The following is a 23340-nucleotide window of genomic DNA, read 5'->3' on the forward strand; positions in this document are numbered from 1 at the left end:
ACAAGTGGAAACAAAAAAGAAATAACGCAAACTGTGACTTATCAATCATATAAAGTGAAACTTTAATCAGCGGGGGTCTTACTGCCCGGCAAATAGCGGGATAAACGTTTTGGATGTCATTTAACCTGTGAAATTTCAGCTGCAGTAGTATTGTTACCTTATGTCATCTTTAATTGCATCGGTATTTAGAATACCTAGACAAAATCCATATATTCTTGAAAGAGGTTGAAAATTTATGTTCGTTTTAAACAAGTTCCATAACATTTTACATTACAAAAAGATTGTACCTGTAGTATTACTTTCATGTGTATCACTTATAGGCTGTTCCAATAGTAATGCTCAATCTGAACCACCTAAACAAACGAATCAAGCTAATCAAATTAAACAAGAAAATACAGGAAATCAATCTTTTGCTAAACTTGAAAAAGAATATGATGCTAAGCTTGGTATTTATGCACTGGACACAGGTACGAATCAAACGATTGCTTATCATTCAGATGATCGTTTTGCGTTTGCATCTACATCTAAATCATTAGCTGCGGGCGCTCTTTTACGCAAGAACTCATTAGAAGCTCTTGATCAAAGAATTACGTATACTCATGAAGATCTTTCTAATTATAACCCAATTACTGAAAAGCATGTTGATACAGGAATGACGTTAAAAGAACTTGCAGATGCTTCAGTTCGATATAGTGACAGCACAGCACATAATTTAATTCTTAAACAGTTAGGAGGTCCCTCTGAATTTGAAAAAATCTTGAGAGAAATGGGAGATACTGTTACTACTTCAGAACGATTTGAACCTGAATTAAATGAAGTGCATCCAGGAGAAACACATGATACCAGTACACCAGAAGCGATAGCTAAGACACTCCAATCATTTACATTAGGAACTGCACTTCCAATAGAAAAACGTGAGCTATTAGTAGATTGGATGAAGAGAAATACAACTGGAGATAATTTGATTCGTGCTGGCGTACCAAAAGGATGGGAAGTAGCTGATAAAACAGGCGCGGGATCTTACGGAACAAGAAATGATATCGCAATTATTTGGCCACCAAATAAAAAACCGATTGTTCTTGCTATACTTTCTAATCATGATAAAGAGGATGCTAAATACGATGATAAACTTATTGCAGACGCAACCAAAGTCGTATTAAATACCTTAAAAGCTACGGAATAAAGGATAATAGGTTAAAAGTTTTCTATTTTAGGCTGGTGTTTTTATCAACTAGAAATTTAATAGTGTCCCAAAAACGAAATGTAGTGCTAACTTGTAATAAAAAGCTCATTTTTACGTTCTGGGGTGGTTCTATTTTCTTAAGGTGATGGCGATTTGGTGCTATCCCTAAAACATCTGGACTTTAATAGCCAACTAAAAAATGCAAACAAAAAGACCCTTAATCAGTCGTTTTGTTTGCATTTCCTTTTTCTAAAACCACAGAAAAGATAAGTGCTATAGTTAACACCATAATAAATCTTACTTCACTTCCATCACTTACAAAAAATGAATACAAAGTATACATTAAAATTAATATTCCATAAATAATTTTGTGCAATGTACTCCCTCCTTTTTGCTATATATATTTTAGTATAAAAGTTTGATTCAAGTCCTATATCCAAATGAAAATCACCTGTTATATACACAAAATACTTTTCTCTTGTTAATTTATCTATTTTCACTATATTTATCTATTTTCTTTTTATAACTCAAACTTCTTCGCATCGTACTTTTCTAGAGTTTGCTGCAATTCATTTTGTTCATATGGAATATGTTGATCTGTCTGTACATCTTCAACATTTTCTCCACCTGTTAATAATTTCCTGTACTTAAAAGAGTGCCCTGTTAATACTGTTGTAATCATTTTGTATTGCCCTCCTTTTGTTTGATTACTTGTATCATAAAACAAGTATCTGAAGTTGATATGTAGTTTACCTAGAGTGTATGTAAATTTAAAAAATCTCTAATAAAATGTTTATGTTGTAACGTTACTACCAAAATTAGTGCTTCCAACACCATGATTTGAAGAGACAGTAACCCATATTCTAGCTTGAATTCCCGCTACAGTTCTATATTGAGTAAAACCAGTTAATTCCTATAATATAAAAAGAGCATCACTTTTTGGATGCTCTTCGTTATAACTATATATTATTTAATTTCCTTCTTTTGCTGGTACCATTTTTCCTTCTTGAGAGTCTGTACCCTCTGTTCTTTCAACAGTTTTTGCATGTTCTAGTTTTTCAGGGGCTCCCATTTCAAATCCAGGTTGAGAATCTGTACCTTCTTTTGTTGGTACCATTTTTCCTTCTTGAGAACCTGTACCTTCTGTTCTTTCAACAGTTTTTGCGTCTCCTTTAGGAGTTGCTGGCACTGCATCTTTAGGTAAATCAAAGTTTTGTGAGAAAGACGTTGTTCCATCTGCACTCTGTGTAATCACTTGATTTGAACTATTTTCATTTGACTTTAAATTGTCCATTTTCGCATCATCTGCACCTACTGCACCTCCCGCTACCAATCCTGTACTTAAAAGTGCCCCTGCTAATAACGTTTTAATCATTTTTCATTACCTCCTGTTTATTTTTAATATTCATCAAAAAAGTATCTAGAGTTAATGTTTTAGTCATTATCTTTATCTACTTGCTTTTTGATTACATTTAGCATAAGACAAGAATCTATAGTTGATATGGACTGTATCTGGAGATTATGTAAAGAAAAATAGAGGATCAATTGTATATCCTAATGGATGCTTAGACAAGATTGAAACTTTATATGAGTTTGAACAATTGAGTTCCCCTTTGTTTTTGGGTGTGAGGTTTTTAGCTGGAGTGAAGTGAGGGACTAACCTTTTCTAATTTGAAAGCAAACTTTTTATTATTAGTTTACATTCGAATCTGTAAAAATATTGACTTCATCCCAATTCCCCTGATATCCTCAAAGTTAGCAAGAAAAGTATACATTCAACGCGTTGTAAACAAGGAAATAGAAGGTAAATAATCAAAAAAACATCTCATTAGGCTTCAGCTGAAATACATGTAATTTTAGATTAAAGTCTGTATTTTTTTCCATTATCAGATTACAAAGTAACAAAAATGTACAGTATTGTTACTTTACAAATAATCCTTAGCATGGATTTTATGTTAGTACATTGGCTGTACCCCTAATTAAAAAGATGGACAATCTTTTCTTTCTTTTTCAGATGACTTTACTGGCTGGTTAGATGGTAAAGGTTGGAACTGGGATTATATTTAAGTACAAAATAGCAACAGAAAAACATACTATGTAACAGCAAATAAAGCTTATGTACGTGTGAAGTAATACTAAGAATCCCCTTTATCTAATAGGATTCTTAGTATTACATTAATTTGAAGTTTAAATAACGATATCTTGATAACCAACTTCTACAACTTGTTCATTTTCAAATTTTACCCCGACACCGTCCTCTTCCCAGGTACAATTGAATATTAATCCAACTCTTCTAATTCCATCTTCAAAATCTGGTAATATAATTAACCCAACAGGTTCCACCAATTTTCCTAGTTTTTGAATAGTTGTTATAATCGGCGCTATTTTATCAGCAGATTCAGCAGATTCATCACCTACCATATCTCTATATTCCATATATTCTTCTTTATAATACTCAAATATTGCTTGTTCAGCTTCTTTTGTAAGTTTGTTTATATCAGTAATGAACTTCCTATATGCTTCTTCTTGAATTTTAGGAATTAAATCATCTTCTTCTCCATCAATAGTTAAAGAAACTATTTTTTCCTGCCCAAAAATAGTTATCTTTTGTTGTCCGCTCCAATATAAATCGTGAACAATTTCACCAAATAATTCATGGTTTATTTTTTTCATAATTTTATTCTCCTGAATTTTTTTTCGATAACCAATTACGCCCATATTCCCCGAATAAAAAAAATAAACTCATGTTAAACTTTTCTTATTCTTTAGGAACACAGCTATTACATTTCCATTCTTATCAATAACTACTCTCAAATTGTTAATACGCCTTCAATTAGCTGTAGCACCAATAGATTCTTTGAAAGTTTGTTCGCAACAAATAGTATGATTATAAATTTTAAAAATAAATGTTATAGTCACCCGAAATAAAAAGCGTGAGCTATCTAGCCCACACTTAAGAAGAGTCTTAATTTAAATGTTTTTATAAAAATTATTTTTTAAATTGTTATTTTTATACATTTTTTTTGTGCTTGTCCCCATATCTCAATTAAATCTCTAAGTTCAGTTGTTTCTATTTTACATATATTAGGATTATGATTAGAATATAAATCGACTAGCTGAGTTTCTTCTTTTTTCACTTGAACTGCACATAGATTACCTTGAAATTCATTATATTCTTTTATATTGTTTAATACTTCATCGATTTGTTGTAACCACCATTTAATGGGAATCCCTTGGATATCATCTTCTAAAAATGTGGCTACAATTTCTATTTCTTTAGGCAATTCTATTTTTAAAGAATCTACATCTTCATATTTTGTTATTTTATAATCATATTTCATTTTTGGTACCTCACCATCTTTAGTACTTTGGATAAACAGTTATAATTTTATCATTAATAAGAACAAATCTAATTTCCATTCCCTCAGAAGTCTTACCAGAATATACATTGCCATGTCGATGTCTTTTATTATTAAAAGCCTCATGAATGGCTTCCATTACTTTAGTTCTATCCCAATGTTTTTGGAAAAAGGTCGATGGTGATTCCTTTAGAACCCCATTAACTTCGATTTCAGCAGTATATACACCAAAACGATTAGGTGGTGACTCAGTTCCAGGTTTTATTTTTCCGCCTCCCATCATACTCTCATGATGGTACCCACCAGGTTCTCTATTTCTATTAAAGTTTCCATGAAAAAGATGTTCAACAGCTTTATTATTCAAGAAAACAGAATTAGGGTGTGCTTTGAATTTATCGAAGAATAAAAAAGTATCTTTAGCTTGTGTAAAAGTATTACCTGTAATATTGGATTTTAAAGTAGTTCCACCAGCAAAAGCAAATTGGTCTTTCAATGGTATTTGATTCGAAACGGAAGAGATACCTTCTGAGAATTTTGCTAGATTCGCGCCTTCACCGAGTGTAGTTATTTTCCCTACTCTGCCTATCCCTTTATCCCCAATCCATCCTATCCCAACTTCCATAAAAGTACTTGTTCCCCATTTTGCACGACTTTCTGCATCACCATGCCAAAAATCATTCACAAATGAATCAGAAAAAGTATTATACATGGTATATGCTGTCTCTAAGGGATGACCTATAGCATACTTAATATTTTCTTTTGTTACTGTATCATCTAGTGAATTGAATCCTTCTACAATCCCTCCGATAACTTGCCCAGAACCAACATAAAGACCGCCTATTACGGGCGGTCAATTTTTTTATTAAGTGTTTTTTAATGCTTGTTTTAGCGTTTTAACTGTTTGTTCAAGCCATTCTAATGGTGTTATTTCTAATCCTTCAAAATATATCCCATCTGTAGAAAACTGTATGTACTCATTTTTTTCTTTATCACTATAATCACTTTGAATAAATTCAGTTAGAAAAATAATAGCGTCTTGTAAATATTCCGTACTTTCTTCTTCAAGTAACTCTTGGAGTGCTTCTTCGTAAAATGTATCTTGATGAAATGTTGCTGCTAAGAACTGATAAACCGGATCTTCTGGATTTTTTTTAATAGCATATATTTCTTTCCTCTTATTTTGTGCTTGTCCCCAAACCTCAATTAAATTTCTAAGTTCATAAGAAGCAAATAAATTATTAAAGGATTGTAACCCCTACTATAAGAAATACTATTATTACCAAAGGAAGAATGATAATCATAAAGGACACTATTATTGTTAATAATGCTTTCCATGCTGAAAATTGGTGTGCTTCTCCTAAACATTTTAAGGAAATAATGATAGTCCAAATCCCAATAACTACATCAATTATGGCAAAAATAATAAACAAAATCGTTAAAGTTATGCTACTATCCATTTTCGGTGTCTCACTCGTAAAGTTTTCTATCCCAAACAAGAAAAATGAAGGCACCCAAACTAGTATAAGAGAATAAACATAAGGGATATAAGAATAGGCAACTGAGTAACGTGTTTTTTCAAAGGTACCTTGTCCACCAAGTTTTTTTGCCACCCAATTAAATAACGCTGGTAGCAAAAAATAATAAGTTAAGAAAACAACGAAGGTACCGAATATAACTATTGAGATTATTGAAAATGGACTACTTATTGAATCCGCCACATTTTTAGAAGATGCTCGATCTAAAGTCTGTACGAATGAGCCTAATAAAATGAGTAAAAACACATTCTTAGGTTTGGATATAAAAATTTCTTTCATTGTATCACGTGGTTTTGTCCAAATGGAGAACCAAGGATTAAGTGCACGTTTAAATTGATTTTCTGGAGTTTCCATATAAAAAAACATTCCCCTTTCTTAAAACATATTAAATATAAATCCCTAATTATCCCAGTTATGTACATAGAAATATTAAAGCATAAATAGTCGATTATTTAAATATAAATATTCAATCATTTAATTTCATCTGAAACTTAGGGGAGTGCTTCTTAGCAATTACCTCTATATTGTCTTGCATTTTTAACTGTGGGCTGAGTAGTTACTTTCATTTTTGAGTACCTCATATTCTTTAATACATTGGATAAACAGTTATAATCTTATCATTAATAAGAACAAACCTAATTTCCATTCCTTCAGATGTTTTACTAGAATATAATCTTCCACTTATACATCTTTTATTGCTATAAGTCTCGTGAATGGCTTCCATAAGAAGAATGCAATTATATACTTGAAATTCAACAAATTCTCTTTAAAATCCTATACGTATTTTCCCTCCATCTTCTATATGCTTCCGTAAATAATAATACTTATGGAGTTCTATAATCATATAAAACAAAACAAACGAAATCACTGTGCATGCACACATAAATACAATTGCCCCCATCTGTTGTGTTGCAATGCTAAGAATTATATTAGCAATTAACTGCCCCGATCCCGCTGCAATAGCTGCTACTTTTACACCACCAGTTCCTTTCGACGACTTTGATTCTTTTCTTGGTTCCTGAAGTTTTTCAATATGATTTTTATAAAAAAGATACAAAGCAAAACCATACAAACCAAATGAAAGAATAAAATAGATGGGAGTTTGTAATTGTAACACTTCATAAGCATATTTTTGAGTTATAACCAATAATCCGACTGAACATATGGTGCCATATACTCCTCGAAATAGAGTGTATTGTAATTGTCGTTTCCGAGGATTGATAGCAATCCATATCGCCCACAAATTTAAAAAAATAACTGGAGGAGTTACTATATATACATAGAGTAATCGAAAAGGATTCGCAAAAGCAGGCAAAAGAACAAACACATCTGCCCCCAAAAGGACAAGACCAATTACGTGGACCCTTATTTCATTTACAGGATAAAGAGCCATATAATGTGCAAAAGCTTTCTTATTAAAATCCATATTTTTTTTCATGTTAATTAAACCACCCTGCTACTGTTCCAATCGGTAAAAGTTTCATAGCTATTTATTCTCCTTTTTTCTAAATTTATCCATAATATTATGAGCAACTATATTCCATAGTAAAGAAAGTACGGTAACAAAAAGTACAGCTAAAGAAAAATAAATCCTATCCTTCCATGTATCATGTGCAATCATGCCCAGTATAATCATTATTAACGCACTAACACATATAAATATTTTTGAAAATTTTCGCATTCTATTATCTCGATTCCTTCTCAAATTTAAATGAAACTCCTGCGGAATCTATAACCATACCCACCTATTACAATCTCACCTTTGGAACTTATATCATAATCACCTAATACAGGTATATAATTAGGTATCTTAATTTTAGTAATTTCCGCTTCATATGTTTGCAACACTATCAACGTTTCAAATGTCCTTTATACATTCCTTATTTAACCCCAAAACATTAAAATATGAATATTATAAAAATTAACTATCTACTTCCCATCAAAATTACGGTAATCCTATTAAGCCTGGGGTTACTCCTTCTACCTTCGCCCATTCAAACGAGCACTCAACTAACATTTGATTCTTACACTTAATTCTTAATAAACCTTCTTCTATCGTATTTATTTCAAAATAATCAATTATATTTTCTGTCCCTAAACCTTTTATTGTTAAATTATGAATAGTAAAGAAAGATATCTCTACATAAATTACATCCCACTTATCCCATCGTTTTGGCTTGTTTTCAACATTTTCCTTTGTCATCAATTGAATAACTAAAGTAGGACCATCTCTTTTAAGACGCACATCTAATAACTCTGATTCTTCAAACTTTGGTATTTTCCCAAAAATACTAATTAACGCTTGTGGATTTAAAAATTTAAATTGATCAATCATTTTTATACTTCCTATTTTTTATTTCTCTTCTCAAAATAATAATGATCCTCCATACGATCTACCTGTCCTGTTCGTGTATTGTATTCAGGTCTTACATTATGATGCGGTGGCTGATCTCCAACTCCACCTTCTCCAAACTTATGACCCTCTGAATGATCTTGATTGACCTTTTACTTCATATGTAAATTCTCGAGTCATAATAGGCTGTTTATTATCATTTAATATCCTTTTACCATTACTATCTGTTAATGGTACCATTTTTTGACTAATCGGGTGTTGAAATCTAGATATATTTAATTGTCTTTTAATTTCTTTTAAACTAGCTCCCCTAGATTCATGAGAATTTTCCCCCTCAATCTTCTTAACTTGGGGATAATATTAAAAAGACTTATGCGTAATTCACATAAGTCTTACTTTTGTTACTCATAATTAATTATTCGTCCTCGTCTTCAAACTCATATAAGCTATCAAGTAATTCTGCAAAAGATGAACAAACAGGATAGATTGATTCTTCCATTTCTTCTTCCTCATGGTCCCAAAATACGACTGTTGGTGACTGAGGATTATTTCGGTAATCAAAGCATAGAAGGTTACCAAACGGGTCTCTAGCAAAAGGATATACTTTATCTACCAATCTATCTTTTATACTATTATATGTTTGCAGCATAGAAATTTTTCTCTCAGAGTCTAAGGTTAAAAGATTATTAAGTGAATCTTCATCCTGATTAGGAATATTGAATGTATCTGGAGTAGGATAGCCACCATCATATTTCTTTACACACTCAATAAAATCATTAGGAAATTTAATACCAAAGTACTCTTCTAATTGTTCAATTTGTTCATCTGTAACTTTTTTCTCACTTACATTAATCCATGTAGTGTTGTTCATAATTATAAAACTCCCTATCTTTTCCCAAAATTTTATATCCACCTGTATGACCAGTATCGTGATGTATCTGATAATCTACAAGTTGTATTCGACCAGGTTCCTGATTATGAAAGATTTAAAATTAATTCTGCTAAACTATCACAGATTACTTCGAAGCTTCCGCTTTCATAATCTTCTAATTTTACTTGTCCATTTTCATTATCTACAACTACCAAGAGACCATTAAATTCCATACCAATAGGAATATTATTCAGTTGATTATCATGTGCGCCTTGGTATCTTTGTAAAGATACCTAGAAATCATGCAGTTCAATTCCTGGTATAACAGGATTTAATTCAAAATCATAACCTAAATAATTACCTCCTAGGTTTAAAAACCAATAAGAATTATAATATTCTTTAATTGAATTATGTAATTGTATCCCAAAATCTTTTTCTATATTAGAAAAATCATGAATTATATTTTTTTCTAAAGGTTTCCAGAATACGTCCCCCTCTATATCTGGTTCTCCTTCATAGATAAAAGCCTCTGCTTCTTCTATCCATGAAGATTTTGGCAATGAATTATTACAATCTTGCCACTCTCTAATTATTTTAGCAAAACAATTTTTCATTTTTTTATTTACCGCCTAATGTATGATGTTCAATAAATTTCTGAAGCATTTCTACATATCCTGCATCTTTTCCCCCATGCTCCAATCGCTTTTTCTGCGTTATGAATCCCTCCAAAACCAGGATGTAGTGGCAGCGGAACACCAACAGCTTGACCACCACCAATATGGTGATGGACTAATTTAGTTCCACGTAATCCGGTAAAATCATATTGTGGAAATTCCCCTCTAAATCCTTAATGATTTATTCATATTTTGAATTCCTCTATCACATAAGTAATATCATTTCTTATTAAATTTACTGTGTACCAGTTCAAAGAATTTATTTGCACCAAGTGAAATTGCGCCAATAATAAGAACACCAATAATAAAATAAATCTTTTTAAATAAGTTGTAAGGAGATAAAATAGCAACTACAAGAAGTATTATAATTGCAACGAATGTGACTAGTTTTCCAACTTTAAATGCTTGCATATCAGCTTTCCTCCTTCTGGATAAAAACAGCCAATATAGTCATACATCACAGGTTCTTTAAGCATAAGTTTTTGTTTCCTTCCATAAATCACAATACTTAACATTCAATAAACCTCTTTAAAAGGCTTCATGTGTTCTACCTCCACCTTCTATATGCTTCCTTAAATAATAATACCTATGGAGTTCCATAATGAAATGAAACAACATAAACGAAAGCATGGAGTATACACACATTAATACAATTGCTACCATCTTTTGTGTTGCAAAACCAAGACTGATATTAGCAATGAGTTGACCCAATCCTACAAAAGCCACTACTCCAAAACCAGAGTTTTTTTTCGATGATTTTGATTTTTTGATTGGTTCCTGAAGTTTTTTAATATGATTTTTATAATAATAATTCAAAGCAAAAATATACAAACCAACCGAAAAAACAAAATAGATGGGAGTTTGTAATCCTAACATTCCATATGCAAACTTTTGGGTTATAACTAATAATCCTACTGAACATACGATGCCAAATACCCCACGAAATAGAGTGTATTGTAATTGCCGCTTCCTAGGATTTATAACAATCCATATTGCCCATACATTTAAAAAAGCAACTGGTGGAACTATTATATACATATATATCGGTTGAACAGGATTCGCAAAAGCAGGTAAAAGCACAAATATATCTGCTATCCCAATGACAAGAGTAATTATAGTTGATCTTATATCATTTACAGCATAAAGAGCCATATAATATTCAAAAACTTTTTTATTAAAATCTGTATTTTTTTTCATGTTAATTAAACCACCCCGTTACTGTTGACCAAGTTTTTTTCGCACCCGTTTTCACCATATCCTTAATACTATCATCTTCACCATCACCATCTAAATCAACATCCCATTTTACACCTTCTGTGAAATATTATTCCCTTCTCGAAAAGAAGATCAACCCATTAATAAGATCTAGACTTATCAAAAATTTCAAAAAGCCGGAGATTTTGCTGGTATCGAATCTATTGGGACTCACACCATGCGCAAAAGCTTCGGCTATTGGTTCTATAAACAAAAGATGTCGCTATGTTACAAGAAATACTCAATCATAGCACTCTATAAATTACACTGAAATATATTGGTATCAACAAGGAAGAAAAAGACAATATACTAGATACACTTTGTATTTAATTCAATACACATTTCTAATAATATCCCCAGTAAGTACTCATGAACCTAAAATATATTGAAATTTTAGGGGTACTCCCCCCCAACCTTCAAATAAAGAATATATTTATGATTAAAACTAATTATATTTTTTTATCTTTAAAGGAATAGATATAAAATACAAATCTATAGCATAAATAGTAATCAAAATACCTTTACCTTCATCAGCAAACTTTGATTGATGAAACTGTTCTGAAACTTTTCTTTTCCCCCATTTTTTAGGAAACCATTGAAATCCTGAAAACATATAATTAATCTACCTTTTCACTAAAATTTTGATAGTTTATTTCTTAACTCTAACTCTTCGACTGTTTCAAAACCTTTAAAAAATAAACTAGCAATTTGATTATGATTAAAAAATACATTGTATTCTTTAGACAAATTCCCATGAGGATATGGACAAGACACGTAATCCCACATTTTATTTTCATTCACTTGTCCCTGTTTTCTACCGTAAATCATAAGAGGTTGATTAATTCCTTCAACAAGAACCACAGAACCAATTGGCAATAAATCTTCTCCAATAAATAAATTTGGCATATATCTATCTTCCATAATTAAAAGTTCCTCCTAACTAAATTGTAAAAAATTAATATTTCTTTGAAGAATGAGATTTCTTAAAAAAAAATGAAACAATCTTATAAAATATAAAAATAGATAATGGCATTACTAAACAAAATACAACAGATAAAACAATTTTTTCATTAAACGTAGCATCTGCTCCAAACCATATAGCTAACAAACTAGATGGAACAGCAATAGCACAAAAAATCAATAAAATCTTCTTAAATACATCTAAAGAAAACAAACTTTATCCTCCTAACATTAATTAAATAAAACTATTTAATCCTTTTCTACTCCAAACTTTACTCCTAGACCTATTCCAAGACCAACATCAATTTCATTCATTAATCCAAATTTAGCCTCTCCACCAATACTACCATAAGCTGCCTCTCCACCAACAACTACTTTCCAATCAATAAAAGGAATAGGAACTTTAAGTTCTGCTTCACCTTTAACTAAATCTGCTTTCGCACCAATACCAATATGACCATCTTTAGCCTCAAAACCAGCTTCAGCATTTCCTACTTTTATATGAGCCTTTCCAAAATCATGATCTACACCAAGATCATTAAAAGTTACCCCAGCCTTGGCTTCTCCACCAATTCCCCCACCAAACTGTGCTTTAACTTCAGCTCTAAGCAATTGCTCATGTATAGTAAAATCTTCAACTTTAAATCCAGCATCTACAACAGCTCCTTTAACCTCTCCACCAATTTTATTAAAAGATGTTAAATCATTAGAAAAAGTATCCATATCTTTAGGAAGCTGTATATCCGTTTCATATTTAAAAGCTTGCGCAAAAGCACCACTTTTTTTATCTGGTTCTACACCTAATCCACCAGAATTTTTAAACACACTATGATTATCCGAACTACTAGTTTTATTGACAATACTATTTAATTTAGTAGAAAATTTATTATTATCCACTTTTTCAGAATCCTTTTTTAACCTTTCATGCTTTGTTCTTTCTTTAATCAAATTATCAACTTTACGAGCTTTATCTTCTGTAATTGTTTGAATAGGCCCCGTCCAATCCATATTCAATCCTTGTGTACTAAATGTACCGCTGACAACACTAAACCCTTTCCCACTTTGAACTTCCGCAAGACCTGCAGCAATACTAGCTGCTAATTGAAGTGCTGTACTATAATTATTACTAGAGGTCTGATTGAATTGATACAAATGATCCAGCTTTTCTTGTAGTTTTTGCCTCATAACAATAAAAAGATTTACCATAGCATCCATACCCGGCATTGGCATAGCTTGATTGACAGCTTCCATACTTGTTTTCATTCGGTCAATTTCTCGAATTTGTTCTAACACTTCTTGTTCAATAACATCTGCCTGAGCTACTTGTGATTGAAATTGACTTGGAAAGGCATTATTCTGACGGATTAGCTCTTCACATAAGTAAATAATTCCTTGCGCTAAAGGACGAAAGGTTTGTACAAAAAATGCTTTTGCACTGCTATAAGTTTGTCCTTGTAGAACAGTATCAATTGCAAAAGCGTCAATCGACTGAATGGCTTGTTCCATACCTTGAATGGTAGCGGTACATACAGCATTCATGCTTTGAGTTTGGCTTCGTACTTCTCCCAAATACATATTTAAACTCATGCATTGACCTCCCTTGCTAATTGTTGTTGTTGATAGGAAAGGGCGTTTTCTAAATCATTAAGGTCTCGTCTTTCTTTAAGCAACGTTTCTTTTTTGTTTTCCAATTCAAATGTGACTTTTCGTTCAATATGTTGTGCATCTTGATACGTATTCATAAAAAACTGAGACATTTCTCTATCACCATGCCAAGTTCCTAAAATTCGATCAAACAAACGACGATTTCGACTTCTACATTCATAAAAATCTGCTTCCGCTTGTTCTTGAGCTTGAATCGCAGATTGATTTCGGTCCTGTTCTTCAAATACACTTCGTAACTTTTGATTTACTTGATTAATTTGTTTTTCAATATCTTGACTCATCATATTCCTCCTACTATTTTACTTTACGTAGGTTGTCACATTAGCGAAAAGTATTGTGAAGTTCGTTATCCATTCTCTCAAATTCTTGGGCTACTGAATGAATATTATCGACCGCTTGTTGAAAGGCAGTGGAAAATTGTTTCGTAAAATCTAACATTTGTTGATTCGCTTCTTGTGCTTTGGAATTAACAGATAGTGTTGTACGCGTCGCCTTTGTTATAGAACGACTGGTTGCACTTTGAATCCTATCAGAGGCTGATCCCATTTTCGTAGCAATTTGCGTTGCTGTTTGTAAATTACTTTGAAATTGTCCCATTCTTTCAAACCCTTTCTATAAGTTTTCCAAACGCATCAAAGAAATCTCATTAAATATATATCCCTATCAATATCACTCGCTAGGCATGCAATCAAATGAGCCATACAATATAAGCTGTATGGCTCATTTGAAATGCTTGTTATATAGAGTATGACAATTTTTATTTCAAACCGAAATTACGTGATAATTCTTCATCATGAGAAGCAACAGCCTCTGCAGTTTTATTAAGCTGCGTATTAATTTCTTGTAATAGCTGTGCGAAGTTTTGTACTTTTGGCTTTAATTGATTGAACTGTTGATCAAAACCTTCGAAAGCACGACCTTCCCATTCTCCTCTTAATTCATTTTGTAAGTTTTGTAGTTGACTTAAAATGTCCTCAATTTGATTTGCACCTTGTCCATATCGAGCCGCTTTCGATTTAAGCTCCTCTGGTGACATACGAATTTGTCCAGCCATTTTCATTTCCCCTTTAATACATAATAAGCAAAATATATTTTGGTTAATTTTACTAAATATATTATAATGTATTATTTTGAACTTTTAAATATTTTATCTTTCTATTGAATATTAGAATATTAATATTCTACTTTTTCTTGCTTTACAAGATTTTATGCAAAAAAGACCACCAAAAGGTAGTCCCTCATAACGAAATTCTGTGTTAACTTATAACAAAAAAAGAGGAGCCATCTCCTCTTCATAAATAAACACTATTTAATTTGCTCCTTATACTCATTGTTAACAACTACATACCATTTTCCTGTATCAAATTTTTCTTTATTAATCACGTAAACTTTACTTTCTCTCATTACCTCCCCTGGTTTTAATCCCTTAGTAATAGTAGAGGTCTCGCCTTTTTCAACCGCATAACTACTAGCTGCCAACACATCACTTTGGTAAGCATTATCATTTTCATCCACTAAATCCACTGATGGTAAAACGGCTAATTTCATCGGTTCGTTTGTGATATTTTCCCCTTCTGCTTCTACAACAATAAAGACATGTCCATCTTCAGGTTTTTGGAATCCTATACTTTCTTTACCAACCTTATCTCTTTCTACAACTCTTTTTACAGTTACATCAAATTTAGGCGTATGAAAATCCTTGTTTACAGCATACTCTTTTTCTTTTATTTTTGATTTCTCTTTTGTTTGTTCTGTATTTTTCTGCTTTGTATTCTCTTTCGTTTTCGCCTCATCAGTTGTTTGCACTTTCTTTTCTTCTTGTTTAGAATTGGTTTCTTTAGATTCTGAAGAAGTTTTGTCGGATGTATTGCCGCAACCAGATAAATTGAATACTAAAGCGCCACCTAAAATACATGTAGTAAATTTTTTCAACATCTCTTTTTATCCCCCAATAACACGATATGTAAATTCCTTACTTATCATAGCAAAAAATACTATCTTAAATTGTTGCATCTTGTCGAATGATTAAGAATAATCAAGTTACTCCACGTCCTCTTTTATTATAAAGGCAAATATAACGTCTATATTGGGGTAGCATCAACATAGACTTATATGCTCTATAAAACCTGCTATAATAGGTTTTTACACCCTTAGCATACAATTTTTAACTTTCGGTAATGTGACCCCTATTTGAAGGATAATTGAAATATTAAGACCAACTGATAGAGGTGTTTGCGTGGAATTATTTGAGTATTATAAAAAAAAGGGGAAGTTTAAGTGTTTAATTGGAACTGGGCTTTTTCTTTATGGATTAATTGGTATGTATAATACTTGGGGTAATATTAATTGGGGACCAGTAATCTTAATTATTATAGCTTCTCTTGTATTTTTTAGTATTGGATTTTGGCAATTAAGAAAAGGAAATTTACTAGAAAAAAATATAGTTAAAAATGATTTAACATTTTGGGATATTGATACTTATGTTTTGTTAGAATTACCCGGCAATAATAAACATTTAGGTTTATATACTCCTGATGGAAGATATGTAGCAGGAACAAAGATGATTTCTTCAACATTACCTATTTTAAAAAATAAAGAAGTTTTTGGATTGGAAGCAAGTGATGGAGAAATTCTTGCATATTTTCAAAGTGAAGTTGAAAATTATGATTGGGCTATTTATGATTCGAATTATAATTGTGTAGGTATGTTTAAAGAAAATATGATACAAGGATTTGGAATGGTACGTGGTTCTTTGATGAATGAAAAAGAGATAAAAATTTCTGAGATAGAAGTGGAATTTGATTTTTTCGAAACGTCTTTTCATACAATGGATGATCGTATATTAATAAACTGCAAGAGGGGATATATGCCTTTAGAATGGAGTGAAAGATTTGGCTTAAATGTACCGATTATTAAATTAGGTAATAATATTTCTAATGCTGAAAAAATATTTGGTTTAGGTATTCTTCTTTATATTTTAGAAACAATTAAAGTAAGAAAAAGTAGGATTTTTAATGATTAGAATTAATTATTTATATTATGAAATTTATTGAATCTTTTATTAGAGATTACATCGCCGAAAGTGAAATATTGTATATTTTAGAATTACTTTACGTTTACTTTTTAAAATTGATGAGCATTTGTTATGCCAGAACCAACTGGAAATGGAAACGGCAAGCGAGTATACTCCGCTTGCCGTTTTTTCATAGCTTCGTATGTATTTGAATCCCTTTCGCTTTCTCTTCTTCACCCTTCACGCGTACAATTAAATCATATGACCCGGGTTTTGGCGCTTCAAAAGAAAGCAAACCTTCTTTTTGAGAAGTGACTTCTTCTTCATAAATGACCTTATCATCTTTTGTGACTTGCAATAAAATCGTACCTTCTTCAACTGCTACCTCATAAGGAATTTCCACATTTCCTTTTTCAGCTTTAAGCGTTTGTACATCGTAATACCCCTGCAAAGAACCAATTGTTAAAGTCATTTCGCCATTTTTTTGAACCTTTGTGACTTTTGTTGCTGTATTACATGCGCTTAACAATACAACAAGAGTCAAAATGAGAAATGAACGAAGCAATTTCATAGAGAGTCCCCCTTCCATTAAATATATTAAGGATAAAATATACAATCTAACATATCATTACAATTATAGTTGAAAAATAAGGAAAATTATATAACAGGAAATGCAACTATAAACAATCACTGACCATTAGTCTACAACCAATCCCACACCCCACCACAAAAGAAAAAAGCACCAGGTCCCCCCTAGTGCTCTCCCTCTAAAACAAATGACAAGCCACCTCATGCCCCTTCGCAATCTCGACCATCTTCGGTACTTCCTGCGCGCATTTTTCAGTGGCGAATTTGCAGCGCGTTCTGAATTTGCAGCCGGATGGTGAATTGAGCGGGCTTGGAACTTCACCCTCTAGGATGATTCGTTCTTTTCCTGCGTTTGTTGGGTCTGGTTCTGGCATGGATGAGAGTAGTGCTTGTGTGTATGGATGTGCCGGTTTTGTGTATAGGTCTTCGCTGTCGGCAATTTCTACTATGTTTCCTAAGTACATGACTCCGATTCGGTCTGATATGTGTCTTACCATAGATAGGTCATGTGCGATGAATAAGTATGTGACGCCTGTTTCTTCTTGGATGTCTTGCAGCATGTTTACGACTTGTGCTTGAACTGAGACGTCGAGTGCTGAGATTGGTTCGTCACATAGGATGAAGTCCGGTTTTACAGATAGTGCGCGCGCGATGCTAATTCGCTGTCTTTGGCCTCCGCTAAATTCGTGCGGGTAGCGATATAGGTGTTCTTCTTTTAGGCCAACTTTTTTGAGTAGGTCTAGAATGATTTCTTTTCTTTCTTCGGCTGTGTAAGAGCCGTGAATGTTCATCGGTTCGCTAATAATTTGGAACACGTTCATTGCCGGGTTTAATGACGCGTATGGATCTTGGAAAATGATTTGCATTCGTTTTCGATATTCTTTTAGTTCACTTTCCTTTAAGCTTGCGATATCTTTTCCATCGAATAAAACGTTGCCTGAAGTAACATCGTGTAAACGAATGATACTTCTTCCTGTCGTTGATTTTCCGCAGCCAGATTCTCCTACTAATCCGAATGTTTCACCCTTTTTAATTGTGAAGCTAAGGTCATTGACTGCTTTTAATTGCTCTGTTTTTCTGCCGAATAGTCCTTTTTTAATAGGAAAATACTTTTTTAAGTTCCGTACTTCAATTAAGTTTTCTTCACGCATGGGAAACACCTACTTTTTCATCGTTTAACCAGCACATAGAGCGTCTTTCGTTCCCGATTTCAAAATATGGCGGACGTTCTGTTTCACAAATGTCCATCTTATGCGGACAACGCTCTGCGAATGGGCAACCTTTCGGCGGATGTAGTAAGTTTGGCGTTACACCTTGAATTGGCGCGAGCCTCTCTTTTACGCCGTTCGATATTTTCGGCAAGGAGTTTAATAGCCCTTTCGTATATGGATGATTCGGCGATTGGAAAATATCAAGTACAGGTCCTTCTTCCATAATAAGTCCGCCATACATAACGATAACGCGTGCACAGTTTTGTGCTACTATTCCTAAGTCATGCGTAATAAGAAGTAACGCCATATTCGTTTCGTTTTTTAAGTTTTTCATTAAATCTAGTATTTGTGCTTGTATCGTTACATCAAGCGCTGTCGTCGGTTCGTCCGCAATGAGAAGGCCTGGGTTACAAGACATCGCCATTGCGATCATCACCCGCTGTTTCATTCCGCCGCTTAGTTCATGCGGATATTGTTTTACCCTTTCTTCTGGTGAAGAAAGACCGACTTGTTTTAACAAGTTGATCGCGATCTGCTCTGCTTCTTTCTTTTTCACTTTTTGATGTCGTATAATTACTTCCGTCATTTGCTTCCCAATTTTCACGACTGGATTTAGCGCCGACATTGGATCTTGAGAGATAAGTGAAATTTGATTTCCTCGAATAGAACGCAATTCTTTTTCAGATTTAGAAAGGATGTTTTCATTATGAAAAAGAATCTCTCCTTCTTTCACTTTCCCTGGCGACGTAACGAGAGACATAACGGACTTCGCCATTACACTCTTTCCGCTTCCAGACTCCCCAACGATACCGACTACTTCTCCTTTATTTAAGCGGAATGTAACGCCGCGAACTGCTTCAACTTCGCCACTTTCTATGAAAAAAGAAGTCTTTAAATTTTTCACTTCTAGTAGTTTTTCAGACACGTTTCTCACTCCTTTCACTTAACACGTTAGTTTTCATGTCCAGCTCCTTTTGGCGCGAAAGCTTTCTTAAGCGCTTCACCAATTACGTTAAAACTAAGTACCGTTAAAAGGATAAGAAATCCTGGGAAGAGTGTTAAATACCAAGCTTCACCAATATATCCTTGCGCATTGTTTAGCATGCTGCCCCAAGAAGAATCTGGTTCTCTAATACCTAAACCTAAGAAGCTAAGTGATGATTCCATTAAAATCGATGTCGCAATAGTTAATGTCGCGGCGATTATAATGGTTGATAAAATGTTAGGAATGATATGTCTTACAATTATCATGAGTGATTTTTGTCCTGATACTTTTGCGTATAAAACGTACTCTCGCTCTTTTACAGATAACGTTTCTGCCCTTACGATACGCGCAGTGTCCATCCACGTTAGTAATCCAATAATAAGAACTAACGTCGTAATTCCTGGTTTTAAATACGCATTTAATAGTAGCATTAAAAAGAATGATGGAATTGACATAAGTACTTCAACAACTCGCATTAAAAAGTTGTCTAACTTTCCGCCAAAATATCCGCTAATTGTTCCAACTGCAGTGCCGATTGTAATAGAAACAACCATCGCAAGGAAACCGACCGCAAGTGAAACGCGTCCGCCATATAACGCCCTCGTTAAGTAATCCCTTCCATAATCATCCGTTCCGAAAGGATGACTTAAACTCGGTTCTTGTAAACGATCTGGAATCGACATTTTACTAGGATCGTATGGCGATACGAATGCAAAAATTGATGCGATCGTTAAAACCGAAAGTATAATAACTCCCATTACTACAAACTTATTTTTTGTAAAACTACTTTTTATCGTTTGAAATCTCCTATTATTCATTCCAAATCACCCCCTCATGCGAATGCGCGGATCTACTACGCCATATAAAATATCAGCAATTAAGTTACCGAGAATTAACATGAATGATGATAGTAATGTAATTGCCATGATAATCGGATAATCAAATCTAAAAATAGCATTTACCCCAAGTGAACCAAGTCCTGGCCATGAGAATACTGTCTCCGTAATAAACGCTCCGCCTACTAAACTTGGAATCGATAATCCGAAAATTGTAATGATCGGTATTAATACATTTCGAAGCACGTGATTAAATAACACTGTTTTCTTTGAAGCGCCGTACGCATATTGAATTTGTACATATTCTTCTTCTAATTGCTGAATCGTACTTGAACGAATATATCTCATATAAACAGATACGTTTTGGAACGCTAGCACCATGCAAGGTAAAACGCCGTGTTGCACAATATCCCAGACAGAATCTTTACCTACGGTGCGCATACCCATACTCGGAAGTAGGTTCAATTTTAAAGAGAATAAGTAGACTAATAGTAGTGCAAACCAGAAAACCGGCATAGAAATACCAACGTATGAAATAAAGTTTATAATGCGGTCAAAGTATGAATTCTTTTTCACACCTGTAAATAATCCAAGTGGTATTGCGATTACGAATGAGACGAGTAAAGATGATCCCATTAACCCAATTGTTGCAGGTAATCTTTCTGTGATAAGTTCCAAAACAGGACGATGATTTTGAAGTGAGTAACCAAAGTTTCCTGTTAAAATGTTTTTCAACCATAAAAAATACTGCACGTAAATGGGTTGATCTAGTCCTAAACTTTTGCGAATACGCTCCACGTCAATTGGACTCATATTCGGCGTGACAAAGTTTCGAACCGGATCCCCTGGCGCTAATTTTATTAATAGAAAAGAAATAATAGAAATAACAAATAAAAGTGGAATTGCATTTAAAAGCCTCTTTGCAATTACTTTATACACAAACTTCCCCCCTCAGGATAAAGCGAAACTTTAATCAGCCTGCACCAATTAGGCTTTAACGGACAATCCGACGACTCCCGCCCTACTTCCTCGCATTCATCGAGTTTTGAGGCGGGAGTCTTACTGCCCGTTAAAGCGGGATAAAGAAGCTGATTTCCACCAGCTTCTTTACTGTTTCTTATTTCACTTCATAAATCTTAGATAGATCTTCAAACATTGTGACAGGAATTGCTTTCGCTTCTTTCAATCCATCAAACTTTTTATCTACTGCAATAACTGCTTTCGGATAAGCGATTGGTAGATAAGGTACGTCTTCTCTAGCTGTCTCTTGAATTTTATGGTATAGTTCTGCGCGTTTTGTTTTATCAGTTTCAACTGCAGCTTCTTCCCATAACTTATCGAAGTCAGCATTTTTATAACGTGCATAATTGTATTCTGCATTACTTAAGAATAAACTCTTATATGAATCTGGCTCAGGTCCCATAATGTAACCACCAAATGTAATGTCATATTCTTTATTCTCTTTATCTAAGCCTTTTTCACTTGCCGCACTAGCATCTAATGCATTTAGTTCAACTTGTAAGCCAACTTCTTGTAATTTTTGTTGTGTATATAACGCTAAGCTTTCCATAATTTTATTATTCGTTACATACATAACTCGTACTTTTTCTTTATCTTTCACGCCAGCTTTTGCTAATAAATCTTTCGCTTCTTTTTTATCATACTTATAGTCTTTAATATCTTTCGCATAATACATAGCGTCTGGCGTTAAGATTGAATTTGCTGGTTCTGCAAATTCACCTGAAACGAACGCTGAGTTAATCATTTCTTTCTTATCTAACGCATGCGCAATTGCTTGGCGCACTTCTTTTTTCTTCATCAAATCTGTATTCATGTTATAAGATAAGTAGAATAATCTACCTTCAGGGAATGTCACCATTGAGAAGTTCCCAGTGCTATCTAATTTCTTAAAGTCTTGCGGCTCAATCATCTTCATGTTGATTTGACCATTTTGCAGTGAAACATTTGCTGTATTACGGTCTTTTACAACGCGGTATACGATAGAGTCTAATTTAGCTTTACCACCTACATAATCATCGAATCGATCTAATGCAACGTACTCATCTGATTTATACTCTTTAAACTTAAACGGACCTGATCCAACAGGCTGTAAGTTTTTCGTACTCTTCGCTAAATCTGCTTCCCCTTCAAATACATGTTTCGGAATTGGGAAGAAATCATTCATTACACCTTCGAAAGATGCACTTACTTGCGGTAAAACAAATTGAGTCGTTAACTCATCTACTTTTTTCACCTCAAGCGGTTTTCCTTTAAAAATAAAATTTTCACGACTTGAGCTATTTTGCTTCTCATCTAAAATAGATTGGAATGTAAATGCTATATCGTCTGATGTAATTTTCTTACCATCATGCCATTTTAAATTATCTTTTAATTTCAACGTCCACGTTAATTGATCTTCTGAAGGCGTAAAGCTCTCAGCAAGAACAAACTTTTTCTTACCGTCTTCCATGTGATATAGCGGCGCATATAAAGCTTGCTGCACAGTTAATGACACACGATCGTTCGCATAAAGCGGATTCATCGTATCTGGATTATCGCTAACACCAATCGTTAACGTCCCTCCATCTTTCGGATTCCCTGACTTACTAGTGCCCGCTTGCTTCAAAGAATCTTTTTCCCCAGAACAAGCCGCTAATGCAATAAGTAGTATTAGGACAAATGGTAATGCAAATAACTTCCGTTTCATCTTTCGGCCCCCTCGAACTGTTTATACCCATAAGAAAACTCGGAATTAATCCCGAGTTTTCTTATAAGTTTTAAATTACCACTACCAGTATGTATTGTCAAACTTTTTCGTATATGTAGAAAGTTTTAAATTTATTAATTTAACCC

28 protein-coding genes and 7 pseudogenes are annotated in these 23340 nt (G+C 33.4%); 3 read left to right on the plus strand and 32 right to left on the minus strand.

Translation table 11 applies throughout. The features are described from left to right. The first annotated feature begins 235 nt into the window (after positions 1–235). Complete coding sequence (gene blaIII, locus JDS81_RS09940; protein ID WP_097953099.1) at positions 236–1183, plus strand: class A beta-lactamase BlaIII; 948 nt, start codon at positions 236–238, stop codon at positions 1181–1183. 217 nt (positions 1184–1400) lie between these two features. Here blaIII and JDS81_RS09945 read toward each other — a convergent pair whose 3' ends face one another. From JDS81_RS09945 to JDS81_RS10025, 18 genes and pseudogenes are all read right to left on the minus strand, one after another. After that, positions 1401–1559 carry a hypothetical protein gene (locus JDS81_RS09945; RefSeq protein WP_176548846.1) on the minus strand — a complete coding sequence of 53 codons (159 nt, stop codon included), beginning with the start codon at positions 1557–1559 and terminating at the stop codon, positions 1401–1403. 144 nt (positions 1560–1703) lie between these two features. Then, positions 1704–1865, minus strand: a complete 162-nt coding sequence (locus JDS81_RS09950; protein WP_176548845.1) for a hypothetical protein — start codon at positions 1863–1865, stop codon at positions 1704–1706. A 288-nt stretch (positions 1866–2153) separates the two neighbouring features. After that, positions 2154–2558 (minus strand): hypothetical protein, encoded by a 405-nt coding sequence (locus JDS81_RS09955; RefSeq protein WP_000598095.1) that lies wholly within the window; start codon positions 2556–2558, stop codon positions 2154–2156. A gap of 812 nt (positions 2559–3370) precedes the next feature. Next, positions 3371–3856, minus strand: coding sequence for a DUF6985 domain-containing protein (locus JDS81_RS09960; RefSeq protein ID WP_097953098.1), 486 nt, complete (start codon positions 3854–3856; stop codon positions 3371–3373). A 323-nt stretch (positions 3857–4179) separates the two neighbouring features. Continuing rightward, a complete protein-coding gene (locus tag JDS81_RS09965) occupies positions 4180–4524 on the minus strand; it encodes a hypothetical protein (RefSeq protein WP_097953097.1) in 345 nt (114 codons plus the stop codon). A 19-nt stretch (positions 4525–4543) separates the two neighbouring features. Next, a pseudogene (locus JDS81_RS09970) lies at positions 4544–5377 on the minus strand (EndoU domain-containing protein); the annotation flags it as partial. Positions 5378–5404: 27 nt separating this feature from the next. Next, entirely contained in the window at positions 5405–5698 is a 294-nt protein-coding gene (locus JDS81_RS30340) for a contact-dependent growth inhibition system immunity protein (RefSeq protein WP_071710791.1), read from the minus strand. 82 nt (positions 5699–5780) lie between these two features. Then, positions 5781–6431 carry a Yip1 family protein gene (locus JDS81_RS09975; RefSeq protein ID WP_097953095.1) on the minus strand — a complete coding sequence of 217 codons (651 nt, stop codon included), beginning with the start codon at positions 6429–6431 and terminating at the stop codon, positions 5781–5783. A 412-nt stretch (positions 6432–6843) separates the two neighbouring features. Further along, entirely contained in the window at positions 6844–7515 is a 672-nt protein-coding gene (locus JDS81_RS09980; protein WP_097953094.1) for a hypothetical protein, read from the minus strand. Between the two features lie 507 nt (positions 7516–8022). Continuing rightward, a complete protein-coding gene (locus JDS81_RS09985; RefSeq protein ID WP_000566917.1) occupies positions 8023–8412 on the minus strand; it encodes an immunity 50 family protein in 390 nt (129 codons plus the stop codon). Positions 8413–8423: 11 nt separating this feature from the next. Further along, positions 8424–8513 (minus strand): annotated as a pseudogene (locus JDS81_RS30345) (HNH/endonuclease VII fold putative polymorphic toxin); the annotation flags it as partial. Positions 8514–8845: 332 nt separating this feature from the next. Further along, positions 8846–9301, minus strand: a complete 456-nt coding sequence (locus JDS81_RS09995) for an SMI1/KNR4 family protein (protein WP_097953092.1) — start codon at positions 9299–9301, stop codon at positions 8846–8848. Beyond that, a pseudogene (locus tag JDS81_RS10000) lies at positions 9279–9410 on the minus strand (HNH endonuclease); the annotation flags it as partial. The gene JDS81_RS09995 and the pseudogene JDS81_RS10000, both read right to left, overlap by 23 nt. After that, positions 9406–9915: pseudogene (locus JDS81_RS10005) on the minus strand (SecY-interacting protein Syd). The pseudogenes JDS81_RS10005 and JDS81_RS10000, both read right to left, overlap by 5 nt. Positions 9916–9944: 29 nt before the next feature. Continuing rightward, positions 9945–10085, minus strand: a pseudogene (locus tag JDS81_RS30350) (hypothetical protein); the annotation flags it as partial. Positions 10086–10194: 109 nt separating this feature from the next. Further along, positions 10195–10386, minus strand: a complete 192-nt coding sequence (locus tag JDS81_RS10015; RefSeq protein WP_001147553.1) for a hypothetical protein — start codon at positions 10384–10386, stop codon at positions 10195–10197. Between the two features lie 11 nt (positions 10387–10397). Next, a pseudogene (locus tag JDS81_RS10020) lies at positions 10398–10481 on the minus strand (DUF4176 domain-containing protein); the annotation flags it as partial. A 22-nt stretch (positions 10482–10503) separates the two neighbouring features. Continuing rightward, positions 10504–11172, minus strand: coding sequence for a hypothetical protein (locus JDS81_RS10025; protein ID WP_199688509.1), 669 nt, complete (start codon positions 11170–11172; stop codon positions 10504–10506). Positions 11173–11299: 127 nt separating this feature from the next. Between JDS81_RS10025 and JDS81_RS30355 the strand changes: the two are divergent. After that, positions 11300–11559, plus strand: a pseudogene (locus JDS81_RS30355) (tyrosine-type recombinase/integrase); the annotation flags it as partial. Between the two features lie 115 nt (positions 11560–11674). On the opposite strand, the gene JDS81_RS10030 reads toward JDS81_RS30355, so the two are convergent. The 8 genes from JDS81_RS10030 to JDS81_RS10065 form a co-directional block, all read right to left on the minus strand. Next, the gene (locus tag JDS81_RS10030; RefSeq protein WP_176549960.1) at positions 11675–11842 is read right to left on the minus strand and encodes a hypothetical protein; all 168 of its coding nucleotides are present in this window, start codon (positions 11840–11842) and stop codon (positions 11675–11677) included. Between the two features lie 20 nt (positions 11843–11862). After that, positions 11863–12150, minus strand: a complete 288-nt coding sequence (locus JDS81_RS10035) for a DUF4176 domain-containing protein (protein WP_097953091.1) — start codon at positions 12148–12150, stop codon at positions 11863–11865. 34 nt (positions 12151–12184) lie between these two features. Continuing rightward, positions 12185–12403 carry a hypothetical protein gene (locus tag JDS81_RS10040; RefSeq protein ID WP_076876522.1) on the minus strand — a complete coding sequence of 73 codons (219 nt, stop codon included), beginning with the start codon at positions 12401–12403 and terminating at the stop codon, positions 12185–12187. A 35-nt stretch (positions 12404–12438) separates the two neighbouring features. Continuing rightward, positions 12439–13776: a T7SS effector LXG polymorphic toxin gene (locus JDS81_RS10045; RefSeq protein ID WP_097953090.1), complete on the minus strand. Its 1338-nt coding sequence runs from the start codon at positions 13774–13776 to the stop codon at positions 12439–12441. Beyond that, the gene (locus JDS81_RS10050; RefSeq protein ID WP_000076126.1) at positions 13773–14135 is read right to left on the minus strand and encodes a DUF3958 family protein; all 363 of its coding nucleotides are present in this window, start codon (positions 14133–14135) and stop codon (positions 13773–13775) included. Before JDS81_RS10050 ends, JDS81_RS10045 begins: the two co-directional genes overlap by 4 nt. A gap of 40 nt (positions 14136–14175) precedes the next feature. After that, entirely contained in the window at positions 14176–14451 is a 276-nt protein-coding gene (locus JDS81_RS10055; RefSeq protein WP_097953089.1) for a TIGR04197 family type VII secretion effector, read from the minus strand. 160 nt (positions 14452–14611) lie between these two features. Further along, positions 14612–14908: a WXG100 family type VII secretion target gene (locus JDS81_RS10060; protein WP_000918593.1), complete on the minus strand. Its 297-nt coding sequence runs from the start codon at positions 14906–14908 to the stop codon at positions 14612–14614. Between the two features lie 251 nt (positions 14909–15159). Beyond that, the gene (locus JDS81_RS10065) at positions 15160–15789 is read right to left on the minus strand and encodes a hypothetical protein (RefSeq protein WP_097953088.1); all 630 of its coding nucleotides are present in this window, start codon (positions 15787–15789) and stop codon (positions 15160–15162) included. Between the two features lie 301 nt (positions 15790–16090). Between JDS81_RS10065 and JDS81_RS10070 the strand changes: the two genes are divergently transcribed. Next, on the plus strand, positions 16091–16876 hold the full coding sequence (locus tag JDS81_RS10070) for an ABC transporter ATP-binding protein (RefSeq protein WP_097953087.1): 786 nt from the start codon (positions 16091–16093) through the stop codon (positions 16874–16876). A gap of 181 nt (positions 16877–17057) precedes the next feature. Here the strand turns inward: JDS81_RS10070 and JDS81_RS10075 are convergent, their stop codons facing one another. The 6 genes from JDS81_RS10075 to JDS81_RS10100 form a co-directional block, all read right to left on the minus strand. Further along, positions 17058–17438 (minus strand): BA_1872 family lipoprotein, encoded by a 381-nt coding sequence (locus JDS81_RS10075; RefSeq protein WP_097953086.1) that lies wholly within the window; start codon positions 17436–17438, stop codon positions 17058–17060. A gap of 196 nt (positions 17439–17634) precedes the next feature. Next, positions 17635–18606 carry an ABC transporter ATP-binding protein gene (locus tag JDS81_RS10080; RefSeq protein WP_142312908.1) on the minus strand — a complete coding sequence of 324 codons (972 nt, stop codon included), beginning with the start codon at positions 18604–18606 and terminating at the stop codon, positions 17635–17637. Next, a complete protein-coding gene (locus JDS81_RS10085) occupies positions 18599–19591 on the minus strand; it encodes an ABC transporter ATP-binding protein (protein ID WP_097953084.1) in 993 nt (330 codons plus the stop codon). The genes JDS81_RS10080 and JDS81_RS10085 overlap by 8 nt, the downstream gene beginning before the upstream one ends. A gap of 26 nt (positions 19592–19617) precedes the next feature. Continuing rightward, positions 19618–20469 (minus strand): ABC transporter permease, encoded by an 852-nt coding sequence (locus JDS81_RS10090; RefSeq protein ID WP_001065314.1) that lies wholly within the window; start codon positions 20467–20469, stop codon positions 19618–19620. A gap of 6 nt (positions 20470–20475) precedes the next feature. Continuing rightward, positions 20476–21426: an ABC transporter permease gene (locus JDS81_RS10095; protein ID WP_097953083.1), complete on the minus strand. Its 951-nt coding sequence runs from the start codon at positions 21424–21426 to the stop codon at positions 20476–20478. Between the two features lie 178 nt (positions 21427–21604). After that, on the minus strand, positions 21605–23194 hold the full coding sequence (locus JDS81_RS10100; protein WP_097953082.1) for an ABC transporter substrate-binding protein: 1590 nt from the start codon (positions 23192–23194) through the stop codon (positions 21605–21607). Between the last annotated feature and the right edge of the window lie 146 nt (positions 23195–23340).

The sequence above is a fragment of the Bacillus cereus group sp. N31 genome (assembly GCF_016483245.1).
GTDB classification, from domain to species: Bacteria; Bacillota; Bacilli; order Bacillales; family Bacillaceae_G; genus Bacillus_A; species Bacillus_A toyonensis.

Bases quoted from the DNA above. Each gene is read 5' to 3' on its own strand.
- blaIII (WP_097953099.1), top strand. From the start codon at position 236: ATGTTCGTTTTAAACAAGTTCCATAACATTTTACATTACAAAAAGATT.
- JDS81_RS09950 (WP_176548845.1), bottom strand. From the start codon at position 1,865: ATGATTACAACAGTATTAACAGGGCACTCTTTTAAGTACAGGAAATTA.
- JDS81_RS09955 (WP_000598095.1), bottom strand. From the start codon at position 2,558: ATGATTAAAACGTTATTAGCAGGGGCACTTTTAAGTACAGGATTGGTA.
- JDS81_RS09960 (WP_097953098.1), bottom strand. From the start codon at position 3,856: ATGAAAAAAATAAACCATGAATTATTTGGTGAAATTGTTCACGATTTA.
- JDS81_RS09965 (WP_097953097.1), bottom strand. From the start codon at position 4,524: ATGAAATATGATTATAAAATAACAAAATATGAAGATGTAGATTCTTTA.
- JDS81_RS09975 (WP_097953095.1), bottom strand. From the start codon at position 6,431: ATGGAAACTCCAGAAAATCAATTTAAACGTGCACTTAATCCTTGGTTC.
- JDS81_RS09980 (WP_097953094.1), bottom strand. From the start codon at position 7,515: ATGAAAAAAAATATGGATTTTAATAAGAAAGCTTTTGCACATTATATG.
- JDS81_RS09985 (WP_000566917.1), bottom strand. From the start codon at position 8,412: ATGATTGATCAATTTAAATTTTTAAATCCACAAGCGTTAATTAGTATT.
- JDS81_RS09995 (WP_097953092.1), bottom strand. From the start codon at position 9,301: ATGAACAACACTACATGGATTAATGTAAGTGAGAAAAAAGTTACAGAT.
- JDS81_RS10015 (WP_001147553.1), bottom strand. From the start codon at position 10,386: ATGCAAGCATTTAAAGTTGGAAAACTAGTCACATTCGTTGCAATTATA.
- JDS81_RS10025 (WP_199688509.1), bottom strand. From the start codon at position 11,172: ATGAAAAAAAATACAGATTTTAATAAAAAAGTTTTTGAATATTATATG.
- JDS81_RS10030 (WP_176549960.1), bottom strand. From the start codon at position 11,842: ATGTTTTCAGGATTTCAATGGTTTCCTAAAAAATGGGGGAAAAGAAAA.
- JDS81_RS10035 (WP_097953091.1), bottom strand. From the start codon at position 12,150: ATGGAAGATAGATATATGCCAAATTTATTTATTGGAGAAGATTTATTG.
- JDS81_RS10045 (WP_097953090.1), bottom strand. From the start codon at position 13,776: ATGAGTTTAAATATGTATTTGGGAGAAGTACGAAGCCAAACTCAAAGC.
- JDS81_RS10050 (WP_000076126.1), bottom strand. From the start codon at position 14,135: ATGAGTCAAGATATTGAAAAACAAATTAATCAAGTAAATCAAAAGTTA.
- JDS81_RS10055 (WP_097953089.1), bottom strand. From the start codon at position 14,451: ATGGGACAATTTCAAAGTAATTTACAAACAGCAACGCAAATTGCTACG.
- JDS81_RS10060 (WP_000918593.1), bottom strand. From the start codon at position 14,908: ATGGCTGGACAAATTCGTATGTCACCAGAGGAGCTTAAATCGAAAGCG.
- JDS81_RS10065 (WP_097953088.1), bottom strand. From the start codon at position 15,789: ATGTTGAAAAAATTTACTACATGTATTTTAGGTGGCGCTTTAGTATTC.
- JDS81_RS10075 (WP_097953086.1), bottom strand. From the start codon at position 17,438: ATGAAATTGCTTCGTTCATTTCTCATTTTGACTCTTGTTGTATTGTTA.
- JDS81_RS10080 (WP_142312908.1), bottom strand. From the start codon at position 18,606: ATGCGTGAAGAAAACTTAATTGAAGTACGGAACTTAAAAAAGTATTTT.
- JDS81_RS10090 (WP_001065314.1), bottom strand. From the start codon at position 20,469: ATGAATAATAGGAGATTTCAAACGATAAAAAGTAGTTTTACAAAAAAT.
- JDS81_RS10100 (WP_097953082.1), bottom strand. From the start codon at position 23,194: ATGAAACGGAAGTTATTTGCATTACCATTTGTCCTAATACTACTTATT.